At 66.9% G+C, this 15835-nt stretch carries 12 protein-coding genes; 2 read left to right on the top strand and 10 right to left on the bottom strand.

Annotated features, from left to right (window positions below):
- Window positions 1-7 precede the first annotated feature (7 nt).
- Together AOP74_RS06810 and tmk are read right to left on the bottom strand one after the other, a co-directional pair.
- Window positions 8-1150, bottom strand: a complete 1143-nt coding sequence (locus AOP74_RS06810; protein WP_061961938.1) for a DNA polymerase III subunit delta' — start codon at window positions 1148-1150, stop codon at window positions 8-10.
- Entirely contained in the window at window positions 1147-1803 is a 657-nt protein-coding gene (gene tmk, locus AOP74_RS06805; protein ID WP_061961549.1) for a dTMP kinase, read from the bottom strand. Before tmk ends, AOP74_RS06810 begins: the two co-directional genes overlap by 4 nt.
- 161 nt (window positions 1804-1964) lie before the next feature.
- Here tmk and AOP74_RS06800 point away from each other — a divergent pair, with 161 nt between their 5' ends.
- Complete coding sequence (locus AOP74_RS06800; RefSeq protein ID WP_061961548.1) at window positions 1965-2597, top strand: SGNH/GDSL hydrolase family protein; 633 nt, start codon at window positions 1965-1967, stop codon at window positions 2595-2597.
- Here the strand turns inward: AOP74_RS06800 and AOP74_RS06795 are convergent, their stop codons facing one another.
- The 5 genes from AOP74_RS06795 to topA all read right to left on the bottom strand — a co-directional run bounded on the left by AOP74_RS06795 (window position 2598) and on the right by topA (window position 10239).
- On the bottom strand, window positions 2598-3638 hold the full coding sequence (locus AOP74_RS06795) for a Gfo/Idh/MocA family protein (protein WP_061961547.1): 1041 nt from the start codon (window positions 3636-3638) through the stop codon (window positions 2598-2600).
- Window positions 3639-3685: 47 nt separating this feature from the next.
- The gene (locus tag AOP74_RS06790) at window positions 3686-5206 is read right to left on the bottom strand and encodes a hypothetical protein (RefSeq protein WP_061961546.1); all 1521 of its coding nucleotides are present in this window, start codon (window positions 5204-5206) and stop codon (window positions 3686-3688) included.
- The gene (locus AOP74_RS06785) at window positions 5199-6710 is read right to left on the bottom strand and encodes a hypothetical protein (RefSeq protein ID WP_061961545.1); all 1512 of its coding nucleotides are present in this window, start codon (window positions 6708-6710) and stop codon (window positions 5199-5201) included. The genes AOP74_RS06790 and AOP74_RS06785 overlap by 8 nt, the downstream gene beginning before the upstream one ends.
- The gene (locus AOP74_RS06780) at window positions 6707-7477 is read right to left on the bottom strand and encodes a hypothetical protein (RefSeq protein ID WP_152649208.1); all 771 of its coding nucleotides are present in this window, start codon (window positions 7475-7477) and stop codon (window positions 6707-6709) included. The genes AOP74_RS06785 and AOP74_RS06780 overlap by 4 nt, the downstream gene beginning before the upstream one ends.
- A gap of 83 nt (window positions 7478-7560) precedes the next feature.
- Window positions 7561-10239: a type I DNA topoisomerase gene (topA, locus tag AOP74_RS06775; RefSeq protein ID WP_061961543.1), complete on the bottom strand. Its 2679-nt coding sequence runs from the start codon at window positions 10237-10239 to the stop codon at window positions 7561-7563.
- Window positions 10240-10424: 185 nt separating this feature from the next.
- Here topA and AOP74_RS06770 point away from each other — a divergent pair, with 185 nt between their 5' ends.
- Window positions 10425-11246 (top strand): inositol monophosphatase family protein, encoded by an 822-nt coding sequence (locus AOP74_RS06770; RefSeq protein ID WP_061961542.1) that lies wholly within the window; start codon window positions 10425-10427, stop codon window positions 11244-11246.
- 19 nt (window positions 11247-11265) lie between these two features.
- On the opposite strand, the gene AOP74_RS06765 is transcribed toward AOP74_RS06770, so the two are convergent.
- From AOP74_RS06765 to AOP74_RS06755, 3 genes are read right to left on the bottom strand one after another with little or no spacing between them, the layout of a single operon-like run.
- Complete coding sequence (locus AOP74_RS06765) at window positions 11266-12798, bottom strand: DUF7059 domain-containing protein (RefSeq protein WP_061961541.1); 1533 nt, start codon at window positions 12796-12798, stop codon at window positions 11266-11268.
- Between the two features lie 32 nt (window positions 12799-12830).
- Window positions 12831-14231 carry a M20/M25/M40 family metallo-hydrolase gene (locus tag AOP74_RS06760; RefSeq protein WP_061961540.1) on the bottom strand — a complete coding sequence of 467 codons (1401 nt, stop codon included), beginning with the start codon at window positions 14229-14231 and terminating at the stop codon, window positions 12831-12833.
- Entirely contained in the window at window positions 14228-15754 is a 1527-nt protein-coding gene (locus tag AOP74_RS06755) for an MFS transporter (RefSeq protein WP_082096069.1), read from the bottom strand. The genes AOP74_RS06760 and AOP74_RS06755 overlap by 4 nt, the downstream gene beginning before the upstream one ends.
- Between the last annotated feature and the right edge of the window lie 81 nt (window positions 15755-15835).

Here is a 15835-nt window from a genome sequence, read left to right as displayed (position 1 = left end):
TCCTACCCTACGCGGCGGTTCGCGGCCGCAGCGCGAGCGCCATGGCCTCAAGCGCGAGAACGGGTGAGACATTGCCCGCGAGCCGCTCTCGCGTCACTCCGAGCGCATCGAGGCACCTCATGGTGTCAGCGAGCGTGGTGCGCTCGGCCAGCCCAGCGATGTGTGCCCGGTGCGATGCGTTCACGAGAGGCACGCCCGCGCCGACCTGGACGCACGCAACATCTCGGTACAGCGACAGCAGGTCCACGATCGCGCGGTCCAAGACGTCGCGCTTGTGGCGCGTGGCACGGCGCTTCTGGTCTTCTTCCAGCTGCTTAACCTGCGAGCGCAGGGCGGGCGGCAGGCGCCCGCCGTCATCTGCACCCAAGGTGCGGAGTAAGTCGTTTCGCTCCTCGACGTTGCGCTCCTCGGTCGCAGCGGCGGCATCCTCCTCAGCGACCTTTACGAGGTCGGCGGCGGCCAGCACGGCGTCCCCTACTCCGCGGATCTCGGTCGCGAGCGCCAACACCTGGGCGCGACGAGCACGGGCATCGCCGTCACGCGCGAGGCGGCGCGCAACGCCAATATGGCTTTGCGCCGCGTACGCACACTCGCGGGCCAGCTCCGGATCGACTCCATCGCGATCGACGAGCAGTTGCGCCACCACTTCCGGGTCTGGAACACGCAGGCTGACATGCCGGGAGCGCGAGCGGATCGTCACCATGACGTCCTCGGCCGACGGCGCGCACAGAATCCACACCGTCCGCGCGGGCGGTTCCTCGATCGACTTGAGTAATAGGTTCGAGGTTCGCTCCGTCATGCGGTCTGCATCCTCGACGAGCATCACTCGCCAACGCCCCTGACTGGGCGATGTCTGCGCCGTGGCCACGAGGTCGCGGACCTCGTCGATACCGATCGTCACCTTCTCGGTGGCGAGGACAGTGACATCCGCGTGGGCTCCACTCATCGCCGTCACGCACGCGCGGCACTCACCACAGCCGCCCTGCAAGCATTGCAGCGCGGCGGCGAAGGCCCGCCCCGCGACGGAACGCCCCGACCCCGGTGGCCCCGTCACGAGCCACGCATGCGTCATGGCCTCAGGCCGTTCGACCGCAGACCTCAACGGCGCAATCGCGTCCTCTTGGCCTACAAGGTCATCCCACACGGTCACGGGGTGCCCCACGGTTCAAGTCCACGTGGCCCCGCGGGCAACCCAGGCAGACCGGCCTTGGTAAGAGCCTCGTCGACGGCGACGCGCACCGCCTCAGCGACCTCGTCGATGGACTGGGCGGCGTCGACGACCACGTAGCGATCTGCATCGCGACGCGCAAGGTCCAAGAACGCCTGGCGAATGAGCGCCTTGTACTCCCCTGTCTCCCGCTCCACGCGGTCGAGCTCGCGGTCCAGCCGGCCCTCCCCTGGCTCCATGTCGAGCAAGACGGTCAGGTGTGGCACCAGTCCCTCGGTCGCCCACGTCGAGATGCGCTCGACCTCTTCACCGAGCCCCCGCGCACCGCCTTGATAGACGATCGACGAGTCCAGATAGCGGTCCTGCACCACGACGGCACCGCGGTCCAGCGCAGGGCGCACCTTGGTTGCGATGTGGTGGGCGCGGTCAGCCGCGTACAGCAGCGCCTCCGCACGCGGTGCGACGTGCCCACCGTGCATGATCGCCTGCCGAAGTTGCTGACCTAGGTCGGTGCCGCCGGGTTCGCGGGTCACCACCACCTCGCGCTCGCCCCGAAGAGCTTCCGCCAACCGGTCAATCTGCGTGGACTTTCCCACGCCATCGCCACCTTCAAACACCACGAAGAACCCGCTCATGCGACCAACCTACCCGCGACCCCCGACACCACGCGCCCCTCCACGGCGCCTCGTGACCGAGGGAACCCAAGCATCGGCCCGTTCAACCTGTGCAACACCCCACATGCCTCTTCCGTAATCGCTATGGGCAGGAGCACAATAGGCACCGAGGGAGTTGGGCGATGGCGATACGCGCGCGGGTCGTAGCAACAGCGGCACTGGCCGCGTCGTTGCTGTGCTCATGCGCCGCGCCCCCCGAAGCTCCCACGGCCGTGTTCGTCGGGGACTCGTTCACGGAGGGCTACGCCCTTGGACCGGCCGATGCTGGCGAGCGTTGGCCAACAGTCCTCGCCGAGACTTTGGGCTGGGAAGAGATCAACGCTGGGTGCGCGGGCGCCGGTTATACGCGCCAAGGCAGCGTCTGCCTCACGACGTTCCGCGAGCAGTTGCCGGTCCACATCGAGGCTGAGCCCGACATCATCGTGTTGTCCGGCGGCCTTAACGATGTTGAGTCGTCCGGGGAGGAAGTTCAGGCCGCAGTGCGCGCCACGTACCTGTCAGTACGCGACACCTACCCCGAGGCAACCATCTACGCGGTGGCGGGGAACGCTCCCAACGCAGCCACGGCATCGGCCCTTGATGACATCAACGCTGCCGTCGCGACGGCGGCCGAGGAAATCGACGCGGTGTTCGTCGACATCGGCGATCCTCTCCAAGACCGCCCCGACCTGCTCGCGAGCGACGGCTTCCACCCCAATGCGGAGGGACACCACGTCATCGCGGAGCTGACCTCCAACGTGATCGCTGGCGACTGACTACTTCTCGTTCGGGTAGACCAGGCCAATCTGCGCGCGGATCTCGTCGAGGATCGTCATGATCTCGAGGCTCTGGTCAAGCGTGTGCAGCGGCGACTCGGTGAGGCCTGCCGCGACACAGCGAGCGACCTCGGCGGCCTCGTACTGGAAGCCGTTGTCGACAGTTCCGTCGAGCTCGATCACGGTGCCGTCCATGAGAGTCACGCGGTAGGTCGTGGGGCTGTAGAAGACGCCGTCGATCGTGATGCAGCCCTCGGTGCCGGCGATCTGCGCAACGTTGCCGCTCTTGGCTTCCATGCTTGTCGCCAGGACTGCCTGCGCGTTCGGGTAGTCGAAGATCATGCCGACCTGGCCGTCAACGCCGGTGTCACGCAGACGTCCGCGGGCCGTGACGCGGTCCGGCACGCCCAAGATGTCGTGCGCGAAGGAGACCGGGTAGACGCCGAGGTCAAGAAGTGCACCGCCGGCGAGTTCCGGGCGGACCATGCGCTCAACGTGCGTGAGCTTCTGGCCGTGGTCTGCCTCAAGCGAGACGACGTCGCCAATCACACCGCGCTTGATGAGGTCACGAATGACGTGCATGTGGGGCAGGTGCGGGGTCCACATCGCCTCCATGACGAAGACGCCCTTAGCGCGAGCCGCCTCGACGACCTGCTTGGCCTGAGCGAGGTTCTGCGTGAACGACTTCTCGACGAGCACGTGCTTGCCTGCGTTGATCGCGAGGAGCGCGGGCTCGTGGTGGTTCGAGTGAGTGGTGGCGACGTAGACGATGCCGATGTCGGGGTCCGCGACGAGTTCCGCGTAGGAGCCGTACGCGCGCTCGATGCCCTTCTCCTGAGCGAAGGCCTGCGCGTTGGCGGCGCTAGAGGCCGACGCGACGGCGAGCACCTCGGACTGCGTGTGATCGGTGACCGCATCCGTGAGCTTGCGGGCAATGCCGCCAGCCCCGAGGATCCCCCATCGGTAAGCAGGCGCCTCCATGGGATCGGGGGCGGTTGCTGCGTCGCGGATGATGTCCTGGATCTTCGCGTTGTCGCTCATGCGGCCAGCCTAGTGGGCTTGGTGGAACCTGCGACAAATCCGGGCGACTACTCGAACGTCACCTCGCCGACGTACTCCACCCTCGTGATCGCACCCGCAGATCCACTCTCATACGCTTCGCGGATGTCGTCATCCAGGGCGGAGAGCCCCAGATCGCCGAGCATCGCCACGACACCATACGTCTCGCCTACCTCGAGCGCGGCAATATCGGCGCAATCGCTCCAGTGCTCGAAGTCGAGCGTCGCAGCGTTGCCCGTGTTGCCGTAGAAGACGTTGTGGCTCGCGACCGCGACTCCGTCCTGATCTAGAAACACCAATTGCGCATCCATGGATCCGGTGATCACCTCGCTGGACTCCGGCACCTCAATTTCCATGACGCGTTGGTTCTTGAGTTCGTCAAGCGGCAGTGCGGCGGGGAGTACACCAACGAGCGACCTTCGCTCGCTAGCGTCGTCGCCAGCGAACGGCAGTATGGGTTCGTCAAGGAGGCGCCCGCCCGGACGCGCGCATTGGTAGTACTGGCCCCCGACGAATCCCACGCCCGCCTCGCGCAGCGGCTCACCGTCGGCCTCCAGCGCATCGCGCAGCGCCGCGTCGAACGACGCCACCGGCTCCAGCATGCTCCGCTGTAGCGCCTCATACTCGAGTTCGCTGGGCTCAATCGGGTCTAACACCATGGGGTCCTCGGGCGCGCCGTCGCCGTACTGGACCGACGTGCCGTCCAGGCCCACTGCATCGACAAAGGTCGCCAGGGGCTCGCCGTCCTCCGACTTAATCTGGACCAGCGTGTGTAACTCGAGTTGCCCGGCTGGCACTGGGACGTCGGCTTGATCATCAAAGTCGCCAGAAATATTCACTGCGCACGACACATGATCTGGGACCGATGTGAGCGACACAGACGACATTCCGTCTTGCGCCGCAGCCTCAGCGAGAAAGTCGGGGCGGTCACCACCCCACCACCCCTCGGCGTCCCAGCCCCCCATCTCCGAGACCACGCGCTCGCCAGCCGTCACGAACGCCGTCGCGGCGACCTGGTAGAGCGCGTCTGAATCCCAACTCACGTCGAACTGGACCGCAAGAAGCTCGGGACGCTCAATCAGATCCTCCGGCACGGCGAGATTCACGACTCCGCCTGGCTCCAACTCCTCCGCATCCACCTCGTTATCGCCCCACTCGAGCAGGTACGGCGTGGCGTCAACGTGGATGCCGAGATCCTGCACTTCCGCGGACGCGATCGTCACCCCCGGCTCGGCCCACGGAACGTAGGGCTCGAATCCCTCCTCGTAGCAGGTGAGTCCTCGAAAGTCCGGAGGCACGGGTGGCACATCCGCGGACACCACGCCATCAGCGACCTGCATGGCGGGTAGCGGAGGCTCGGGCGCCAGCATCCACGCGCCCGCGCCCACAGCCACGACCCCGACCAGCCCCATCGCGCCCGCGCCGCGCACCCGGCGCCCGCGTGCACGGCGGGCGGCGTCCGCAACCCCGGCCGCATTCCCAACGCGGTCACCAGACGCATCAGCCCGCGCCTCTGCCTCGCGCCACAGCGCGTCACCCAGATCACTCATCTGCTGCCCCGGCGTCGACCAGCGTCACCGTCCCCATGACCTCGCGGGCTGCGATGTCCCACACTGCGGGTTGCGGCAGATCGGTCGGCACCCATCGCTCGTCCCACACCTGCGTTTGGCCCACAACGGTGTACGCCTCTCCTGCCACCAGGCCGGAGACGTCGTCGCATGGCTCCCAGTCCACGAACTCCCAGGTTCCTCCGTAGCCGCGGCCGGTGAACACAGCGTTGGTCAGCCCCGCGATGGCCCCCGTGGAATCGAGGAAGAAAACGCGCGCCTGCGCCGAGATCCCCGAGCTGCGCGCACCTTCCTCGATCGTCACAGTCCCGCCGTCGACAGCTCCGAAAGGCACCTCAGACGGCAGTGGAGGCAGTAGCGTGACGCCGTCCGCGACCGCAAAGTCCGTCACCTCGTAGACGGGCTCCTCGAGGAGCATGGAGTCCGGGGCCGGGCAGATGGCTTGGCGCACAAGTCCCTGCTGAGCCTCACCCAATGGCTCGCCTTCCTGCGCGATCAGATCCCGGAGCACGGCCTCCCCTGACGGAACCGGCTCCAGTTCCGCACGCTCTGCCAGGACTGTTTCCCGCTCCTCATCCGGCACGGGCTCCGCGGTACGCACGGGTGAGGCGTCCGGCGGGGTGTCAAAGTCGACCGTTGTGCCGTCAATTCCGTTGGAGTCGACCCACGTCGCGAGCGGCACTCCCGCCTCGTCCTTGATCTGCACCAGGGTGTGGACCGATGCCGGCCCGGGCGGGATGGGTCGCGCGGTCTGGGAAGAGCCGTAGCCACAGATTCCGGTTTGCATGATCGAGGTCCGCACGGCACGGGATGTGTCTGTTTGAGGGTCGTACGTGGACTCCGCGGGGAACGTCGGCCCGCTGTCTGCGTCCAAGATGCCCGCCTCCCACGAGGACAGCGGCGTCATCACCCGCTCGCCTGACACAAGGATCGCGGTGGCGTCCACTTGGTACAGGGCCTCACCGCGCCACGAGATGTCGAACTCCACCCCCGCAATGTCCGGGATCACCTCGAAACTGCCGGACTCGTCGAACACGATCGCCGTTCCGGGGTCCACCTCAACGGCGTCCTCGCTGCCGTCCGACGGGTCGATCTCAAACAGGCGCGCAGTCACCTCGAGCCCCATCTCCCGCACGTCCTCGGAAGAGATCGTCACGCCCTGAGCTGCCCACGGCACGTAGGGGTCCGGGCGAACGTTCGAGCACGTCTCCCCGCGGAAGTCAGATGGAATGGGCGGGACATCCGCGACCACCGCATCGGCCACCTGCATGGCGGGAACCGGCGGCTCGGGCGCAAGGGCCCACGCTGTGCCGCCGGCAGCGACCACAGCGACGAGCGCAGCACTCGTCCCCGTCACCAGGCGTCGCCCGCGCCGTCGCACCGCGTCGCGAGCGACGTCCCCCGCCACTTCCGGAGCAAGCCCATGCCGGACCACATCACCGTGCTCCGTGGCATGGGATCCGAGCGCGTCACCCAGCTCACTCATCGGCGCGGGCCACCCACAACGTCGACAAATTCCACGTCATCCGGAGGCAACCCCAACACGGGGGCCAGCACCGAGCGCCCGTGCGCAATATCAGCCTCGACCCGACGGGTCGGGCAACGCATCGAGCGCGCAATACGCTCTGGAGCCATTCCCTCGACTTCCGCCAACACCACGGCGACGCGCACGCGCGCTTCCATCGTGGATAGGGCCGATGCCAGGGCCGGGTTCACGCCATCCCTTGCCTCTGGGGACGGCGCCTCTGGGGAGGGAGCCTCGGCAACCTCCGGGTACGCGATGGCGGCGGCGGGTTCGACCGTCGGTGCCTCCGGGTCGTTCGGCACGGAAACGTCCGTTGCCGCCGAGTCCGCGGACGGCGGCGCCCAGGCAGCCCACGGGTCTTCGTCAGCTGATGACGTGGACGGTTCGACATTCTCGGTCAGGGGCGCGCTGGGAACATCGGAGGCCTCCCCGGACGCGACCGTGCGCGGTTCGCCATCGGACGAGGGTTCCGCAGGCGGCGCTTCAGAATCCTCATTCTCGGATTTCCGACAATGGCGTGCGGCGAGGCGCCCCATCTGCGCACGGGCTGCCTGCTCAGCTACGTCAACGCTCCGAGGGGGCCGCAGGACGCCGAACGCCGATGTGAGCCCGTCACGCACCAACTGCGCGGCATCATCCTCAGACCCGGTGAGCAACCATCCGAACGCGCCTAGACGCGCCCCAGCCTCATCGAGCACGTCCTCGATCAGCACCTGTCGGTCACTCACACGGCACCCCCTTGTGAACGCATCCTAAGGACACACCACCGGGGGCGCGCAAGTTCCGTCCGGGAACCGCGCGTCGACTCGGGCTACTTCTTCTTGGGCGCAGCCTTCTTCGCAGCAGGCTTCTTCGCGGCGGGCTTCTTGGCCGCCGGCTTACGCGTGGTCTTCTTCTTGGCGGGACCCTTGGCGCGCTTGTCAGCGATGAGCTCGAAAGCCCGCTCCTCAGTCAGAGCCTCGACATCCTCGGACTTCGGGATCGTCGCGTTGACCTCGCCGTCCGTGACGTAGGGACCAAAGCGGCCGTCCTTGACGACCACAGGCTTGCCGGAAACGGGGTCTGCGCCGAACTCCTTCAGCGGCGGCTTCGCCGTGCGACCACGACCGCGCTTGGGCTGCGCATAGATCGCAAGCGCCTCGTCGAGCGTGATCGACAGCAGCTGCTCTTCGGACTCAATCGTGCGCGAGTCCGTACCCTTCTTCAGGTACGGGCCGTAGCGACCATTCTGCGCGGTGATGGATTCACCGGACTCGGGGTCTTCGCCCACAACGCGCGGCAGCGACATCAGGCGCACGGCGTCCTCAAGCGACACAGTCTCGAGGTCCATGCTCTTGAACAACGAGGCGGTCTTGGGCTTGCCCTTGGCGTCCTCGGGCAGCTGCTCCGTCACGTAGGGGCCGAAGCGGCCGGCCTTCGCGACAATCGTGGTTCCCAGGGCAGGGTGCTCACCCAGGATGCGCTCGTCGCCACCCTGGTTCGACAGCAACTCCTCCGCCTTGGCAACCGTGAGGTCGCCTGGCGGCAATTCTTCGGGAATCGATGCGGTCTGCTTCTCCTCGTCGACCACGCGCTCCACGAACGGGCCGTAGCGGCCGTTGTGCGCGGTGATGCCGTCGCCGATCTCGAAGGTGTTGACGGCGCGAGCGTTGATCTCACCCATGTTGTCGAGCAGCTCGCGCAAGCCCTCCTGCTGAGCGTCGGCGCCGCCAAAGTAGAACTCCTGCAGCCAGTCGCGCATGGATCGCGAGCCGGAGGCGATCGAGTCCAGCCCGGCTTCCATCTCTGCCGTGAAGCCGTAGTCCACGAGCGTCGGGAAGTGCGTCTCCAGCAGCGTGATGATATTGAAGGCGAGCCAGGTCGGAACCAGCACGCGCTTGTCGACGCGGACGTAGCCGCGGTCGATGATGACGTCCACGGTCGCCGCGTAGGTCGACGGACGGCCGAGCTTGCGGTCCTCGAGCTCCTTAATCATGGAGCCCTGCGTGAAGCGCGGCGGCGGGTTCGTGGTGTGAGTCAGCGGCTCGAGCTCGGAGGCATCCATGCCGTCGCCCTTGGTGACCTGCGGCAGGCGCGAGTCACCGTCGGCGGGCTGCTTGCCGTCCTCGTCCTCGTAGCGGGCCTTTTCCGTGGACTCGATGTAGAGGGCACGGAAGCCGGGCGCGGTGAGGATGGTGCCGGACTTGGTGAACTCCACCGCATGCCCAGCCGAGGACTTTGCCCCGATAGTGATCGTCGACGTCGTACCCACAGCATCGGCCATCTGCGAAGCCAAGGTGCGCTTCCAGATCATCTCGTACATACGGAACTCGTCGCCGCGAAGCTGGGCGCGCAACGATTCCGGGGTGCGGAACTTGTCACCTGCGGGGCGGATCGCCTCGTGTGCCTCCTGGGCGTTCGAGTCGCCGGAAGAGTACACACGGGGCGACGTCGGCACGGCGTCGGAGCCAAACAGTTCAATGGCCTGCGAACGTGCGGCCTTGGTCGCCTCAGCGGACAGCGCTGGTGAGTCCGAACGCATATAGGTGATGAAACCCTGCTGGTACAGACCCTGAGCCACGGACATCGCCTGGCGGGCTCCGAGGCCCAGCTTGCGCGAGGCCTCCTGGATCAGCGAAGACGTAATGAAGGGCGCGGCCGGGCGCTTCTTGTACGGCTTGGACGTGACGTCCTGCACCGAGAAGTCGGCATTGGCCAGCCCCGCAGCGAGCGCTCCAGCCTCTCCAGCGGTGACGTGGTGCGCCTTGTCTGTCGTCAGCACGCCGCGGTCGTCGAAGTCCTTACCCGAGGCGACGCGCTTGCCGTCAACCTTGGCGAGGCGAGAGACAAAGGAAACCCCAGCATCGGCCCCCTGCGTGGCAGTGAAGCGGGCGGTGAGGTCCCAATACTCAGCGACCTGGAACGCCATACGCTCCCGCTCGCGGTCCACGACAAGGCGCAGCGCAACGGACTGGACACGGCCCGCAGAGGAGCCCTGTCCCACCTTGCGGCGCATGACGTCGGACATGTCCCAGCCGTACAGGCGGTCCAAGATGCGACGCGTCTCCTGCGCCTCGACCATCTCCATGTCGACCTCGCGGGGAGCGGCCAAAGCACGCTCAATACCTTCGCGGGTGATCTCGTGGAAGGCCAGGCGCTTCACGGGGACCTTGGGCTTCAGGACCTCGAGCAGGTGCCACGCGATGGCCTCTCCCTCGCGGTCTTCATCTGTTGCGAGGTAGAGCTCGTCGGCATCCTTCAGGCGTCGCTTAATCTCGGCGACAGTCTTCTTGGCCCGGGGCGACACCTGGTAGTACGGCTCGAAGTCGCCCTCGATGTTGACGCCGTACTTGCCGAACGGTCCCTTCTTGACCTCGGCAGGCATCTCCTTGGGCTCGGGGATGTCACGGATGTGTCCCACAGAAGACAGCACCTCATAGTCGTCTCCCAGGTAGCCGCCGATCGTGCCTGCCTTGGTGGGCGACTCGACGATGACGAGCTTGTGGGCCATATGGGTGTCCTGCCTTCGGGTAAAAGTGGGGTTGCGGCCTGCCAGATCGGTACGGCCGAGACGCTCACAGAATACATAGGGAAATCGCGGTGTCCAGCGGGACTAGTGGGCCGGCCGTAGGCCGGAGAGCTTCTGAGGCCGTCCGTGTTCACCCTGCCGCCAGGTGGACGTGACACGATGGAAGCATGACGACCGACGCCGTTTCACCGCTCATGCGCACCATCGCCGACGAGCACATTCGTCCCCGGTTCCGCGCCCTCACCGACAGCCAGATCAACACCAAGGAAGGTCCTAGCGACCTAGTCACGATCGCGGATGTCGAGGCCGAGCGAGCCATCACTCCCCTGCTCCAGGAGATCGAGGACATCCCCGTTGTGGGCGAGGAGGCCACCGCCGACAACCCCGCGCTCCCCGATATCTTGGCGGACGCGGATGCGGCGTGGACAGTCGACCCCGTGGACGGCACCTGGAACTTTGCCCACGGCCGCGAGGACTACGCGGTCATGGTCGCTCACGTCCTGAACGGAAATCCGCACGCGGGCTGGATCTTGCACCCGGAGACCGGCGACATGATCGACGGCGTCATTGGTGGCGGTGCGCAGGTCACCAACCTGCAGGGCTTGTCCCGCCCGCTGCATGCTTCCAAGGGTCCGGTGCGGCCGCTCAATGCCCTGCGCGGCATGGTCGTCACCCGCTTCACACCCGATGGCCTGCGCGAGCAGGTCGAGGCTATGCTGCCGAACCTGGGCGGCGCGACAGAACCGCGCATGTGCGCAGGGTGGGACTACTGGGACCTGCTCAACGGAGACGTCGACTTCCTGCTGTACTCCCGCGCCAAGCCGTGGGACCACGCCCCCGGCGCCGCAATCTGTATCGCTGCCGGGTTTGAAGCCCGCTACATCGACGACGGCGCGCCCTACCGACCTGGGGTTCCCGGGCGCCCGTTCCTGGTGACGCGCCCAGGTGAGTTCGAAGTCCTGGTCGAGGGCCTCGCCGCCGGCTCCTAGGGCCGATGCTGGGGTTCCGTTAGCGCGTCAGGAATCCGTCCCGGACGAGGTCGCGAACCGCTGGCACCAGCCCGCCGATCATCTCGCCTGGCGGTACGTCTAGCAATGCCGCGAGCGCATGCGCGATCTGGCCAGCGGTGAGCTCGCCGTCGCATGCACCGACGAGTCCCGCGAGGGCGGTGTCGGCCTTAATGGAGCGGCCAAGCCCGCCTCCCTGGCGGATGAGAATGTGCTCGGGCTCATGCTGCAGGGGGCGGCCGTAGGTTTCCTTGGTGACGTCGGGTGCCACGGTGAAGGCGGTGTCGAGAACCTCCTGATCGCTCGCTCCCGCCAACCAGTCGCTTGCGGCCAGGACGTCGATCAAGTGCGGGCCTAGCGGCGACTGCAAGGCACCCTCGTGCTCTTCGAGACGCCGCAGGGTTGGCGACCCGAGCATCGGCCGTCTAAGCAGGACCGCACCAAAACCGATGCCCTCCACCCCCTCAGCATCGAATCCAGCGAGGTACGCCTCGTACGCGGCGTAGAAACGGGCCTCGTCGCGCTCGCGGGTGATCCCGGCGTCGCGTAGCCAGGTCTCGGCGTACTCGGCGGGGTCCAGGACATCCCGCTGGATCACCCAGGCGTCCAGCGGCACCTCGGAGGCGTCGAGCCACTGTTCCCAACGCTCAGTCCAGTCGTCGCGAATCAGCCAGTTGCCGAGGAACTGAGCGACGCCGCCGGGGTTGAGGTGCGCGCCAACGCCCGTCGCAAGTGCCGCAACCACGCCATCCCACTCCAGGCCTCCGTCGCGGTACTCGAACTGCGGTGTGCCGGGCGGGCTGATAACGAAGGGCGGGTTGGAGACGATGAGGTCGAACTGCTCCCCCGCTACCGGTTCGAGCAGACTGCCCTCGCGGATGTCCCAGGCGGCGCCCGGGGGCTGATTGAGAGCCTCGTTGAAGGCCGCGAATGCCGTCGCACGGCGGGAGATATCGGTCGCGACGACCTGCTGAGAGTGCTGGGAGGCGTGAAGCGCCTGGATGCCGCAGCCAGTGCCCAGGTCCAAGGTGCGGCCCACAGGCGTGCGCATCGTGATCGAGGCGAGCGTGGACGATGCTCCGCCCACCCCCAGCACGTGATCCTCGCGCACCGCGCGACCCGTGATGGACTCGCCCTGGTCGTGGGCAACCCACCACGTCAGCTCACCGTCCTCCGTTGTCGCGCTCGTGGGGCGTAGGTCGACGAGGGCGCGGATCTCGTCGGTTGCGGCGTCGCCGGATGCTTCGACCAATCCGGTCGCGAGCGCGCCGTCGGTACCGAGGGTGGGGAGCGCTGCATCGACGTCCTCTCGCGGCACTGCATCGCCCAGAATGAAGAGCCTGCTGAGGATCGCGATGCGTTCACGCCCCGCCGCCCGGGCAGCGATCGTGGCAGGCAGAAGCTGCTCCCGTCCAAAGGCGCGCATCGCGCGCTCACCGAGCGTGTCCTGGACCGTGTCGACAGTCCACCCGTCGAGATCGTCGCGCAATTGGCTCGCGGCTTCAGGGGTGAGGTGCGGAGGCGTGGCGTTCACGTCGTTCAGGTTATCCGCCTCGGTGTCCGCGGTCAGGCCAGAACAGGCCCGGTGAGCAACGCGCGATAGAAGTCGACGCCGCGCTCCAACGAGGCGATCTCGACGTTCTCGTTGGGGCCGTGGATAGCCTCACGCTGCTTCTTATCCATCGCCAATGGCGAGAACCGATAGACCGCCGGCGCAATGCGCGCGACGTGCCGAGCATCGGACGCCGCCATCATCACGTACGGCACCGTGACCGCATCCGGGTAGGAAGCGCCCACTGCGTCAACAAGCGCCGTCCAGCGCACATCATCACCGGTAGGCGACACGGGCGACGGCTCTGAACTTTCAACGATCAGCACCTTCACGCGCTCGTCGTCGATTGCCTCCTCGAGGTGCGCGACCGTCTCGGCGACAGTCGAGCCCACAGCGATACGGCAGTTGAGCGTCGCCTTCGCTCGCGTAGCCAAGACGTTCTGCGCGGGAGAACCCTCGAGCATCGTGATCGCGGCCGTGGTGCGCACCATTGCAGCGAGCTCCGCTCCCAAGCGCGGAAGCACCCGGGCGAGTGGTCCGCGAAGGCGCTCGGCGCGGCTGAGCACCGCGCGCATCGGCCCCTTCAAATGAGGCGCAACGCCCTCAAACATCTCCACAGAAATGTCGTGCATCGACACCGGGAAGGGGTTGTCCTCTACCTCAGTCAGGGCGCGGGCGAGGATTCCCGGCGCGGACTGGCGCGGCGGCATCGAGGCGTGCCCGCCGAGCCCCTCCACAATCAGTTCGAGCGTCAGGATGCCCTTCTCGGACGCACCGATCGCGGCCATCGGGGTCGTGAGCCCCGGGAAAGCTCCGCTTGCCACGGCGCCGCCCTCGTCGAGCACGAACCACGGCTCCACCCCGCGCTCCTCAAGCAAGGCGACGGCCTCCACTGCGGATGCACCGTGCTGTTCCTCGTCCCCGCCAAACAGCAGCCACACGTCACGCGCGGGACTCCATCCCTCGGCGAGCAGTTCCTCAAGCGCCTCAAGCAACACGATGAGCGCGCCCTTGTCATCCAACGTGCCGCGACCGTGCACGCGCCCCTCCGCGATCACGCCGTCAAAGGGTGCGTGCTCCCAGCCCTCGGCCTCCCACTCCTCGGGCACCGGCACCACATCCTGGTGCGCCATCAGCACGATGGGTCGCTCAGAGGTAGCGCCGGGCACACGCATGAGCAGACCGGCACGGCCCACCTGTTCGGTCTCAGCGGCCGCGAAGACTCCCGGATAGAGGTCGCGCAGCGCTGCGCGGTGGCTGGCGAACGTCTCCTCTTCCTCGTCGGTGAGGGCGCGGGGACTATCGGGAGCGATCGTGGGGATGCGGACCACGGTGGCTAGATGCTCGGCGATGCGCCGGGCGCGCTCGCTCGGGGCCGGGGGTGTTTGTCGGGCCGATGCTCGCTTGCGCTTCATTGCTCCCTCTCCTCACGTACGGGGCTGGGCGTGGATGCGGGAGTCTCCGCAGCATCGGCCGGATCCGCCTGCAGATCAATGCCCGCTTCCGCCACCAACGTATCGCCGCTGCCGCTGAATGCGACCTTGGGGACGACGAAGAGGAAGATCGTGGCCACGATCGCCGTGCCGCCGCAGATGGCCCACACGCCGATGTAGCCGGACATGGACCCGGCGGTGGACTCGGTGCCGTCGAGCGCGACTGTGGCACCGCTCGCGAGCGCGAGTGCGAACGCGGAGGACGCGAAGGCTCCACCGATGGTTTTGGTCGTGTTGGTCAGGCCGGTGGCGACGCCGGTGTGTTCGGGCGGCGCGGCGGCGGCCGCTGCTGCCGGGAGGGCTGCGACGAGCGCGCCCGACCCCAGACCGGCCACGACCATGCACGCGACGACCTGCGTCACGTTGTCGTGGAACGGGATAAGAGCGAGGTAGCCGATCGAGACTAGAGACGAGGCTCCAATCAGCACGCTGCGCGGACTGAACCGGGCGGAGATGCGCGCAAAGAGTCCCGCTCCAATGAGCAGCGAGAAGACGTAAGCGCCAATGAGGTACGAGGCGGTCGCGGAGTTCAGGCCGAGTCCGTAGCCGACCGCATCCGGGTCGGTGCGGGCGAAGGTCGACAGCGGGCCCTGGGCTCCCAGGACGCTCACGCCGAACAGGGTGGAGGTCACGATGACGGGCCACAGCGCGGGGTTGCGCATCATCTCCATGTCGACGAGCGGGTGCTCCTGGCGCTGCTCGACCTTCACGAAGACGAACAGCAATGCGATACCGATGGCGACCATGCCAACGACCCACAGGGTGATGCCATCCAGACGGACCAGCGACAGGCCGCCCATGATGGCCAGCAGTGCGATGGTGAGGACTGAGGTACCGAACGAGTCGATGGTGCCGCCGCCGCGCACACCCGTGTCAGGAACCTTGAAGAGGACGACGAGCAGCGCGATGGTCACCATGACGGCGGGGACCAGGAGCGCGCCCCACAGGGGCAGGATGGCGCCGGCCTGGCCGCCCAGCAGTGCGCCGCCAATTGCGCCTGCTTGGAGCGCCACCACAATCACGCCGGCGCCCTTGCGGGTCAGCGCGGCGGTGTCGGGTTGTTGACGAGCGCGCCAGAAGATGATGGCGACATTCAGTGGGAGCCACACCACGTAGAAGCCTTGGAGCGCCCAAGCAGCCACGAAGAGCGGGAAGCTTGGCGCAAACGCGATCAGGTAGCTGGCGATCATCGTGATGATCAGCGAGGCGATGAGCACCTTGCGGTGGCCAATCATGTCGCCCAGGCGCGCGAGCACCGGCACCACGATGGCGCTCAGCAGCAGCTGCGCAGCCTCGAACCAGTTGATATCCGCATCGTTAATGCCGAGATGCCGAGCGATATCGGTGAACAGAGGCGTGTAGTACCCCTGCAGGACTCCGGACGTGGCTTCAACCACCACGAGCGCGCCGACAATGCCGCCGGCGAGGGCTCCTTTGCGTGCCATCACACCGAAAGTATGGACGCGCTGTGTGTCCGGGACGTTGCGTACCGGAAACTTGTGGCCACACTGTGACCCGTGGGTGTC

The sequence above is a fragment of the Demequina flava genome (assembly GCF_000975035.1).
GTDB lineage: Bacteria > Actinomycetota > Actinomycetes > Actinomycetales > Demequinaceae > Demequina > Demequina flava.
Note: the sequence above shows the minus strand (reverse complement) of the source record. Positions and strands in the feature narration are given on the sequence as shown.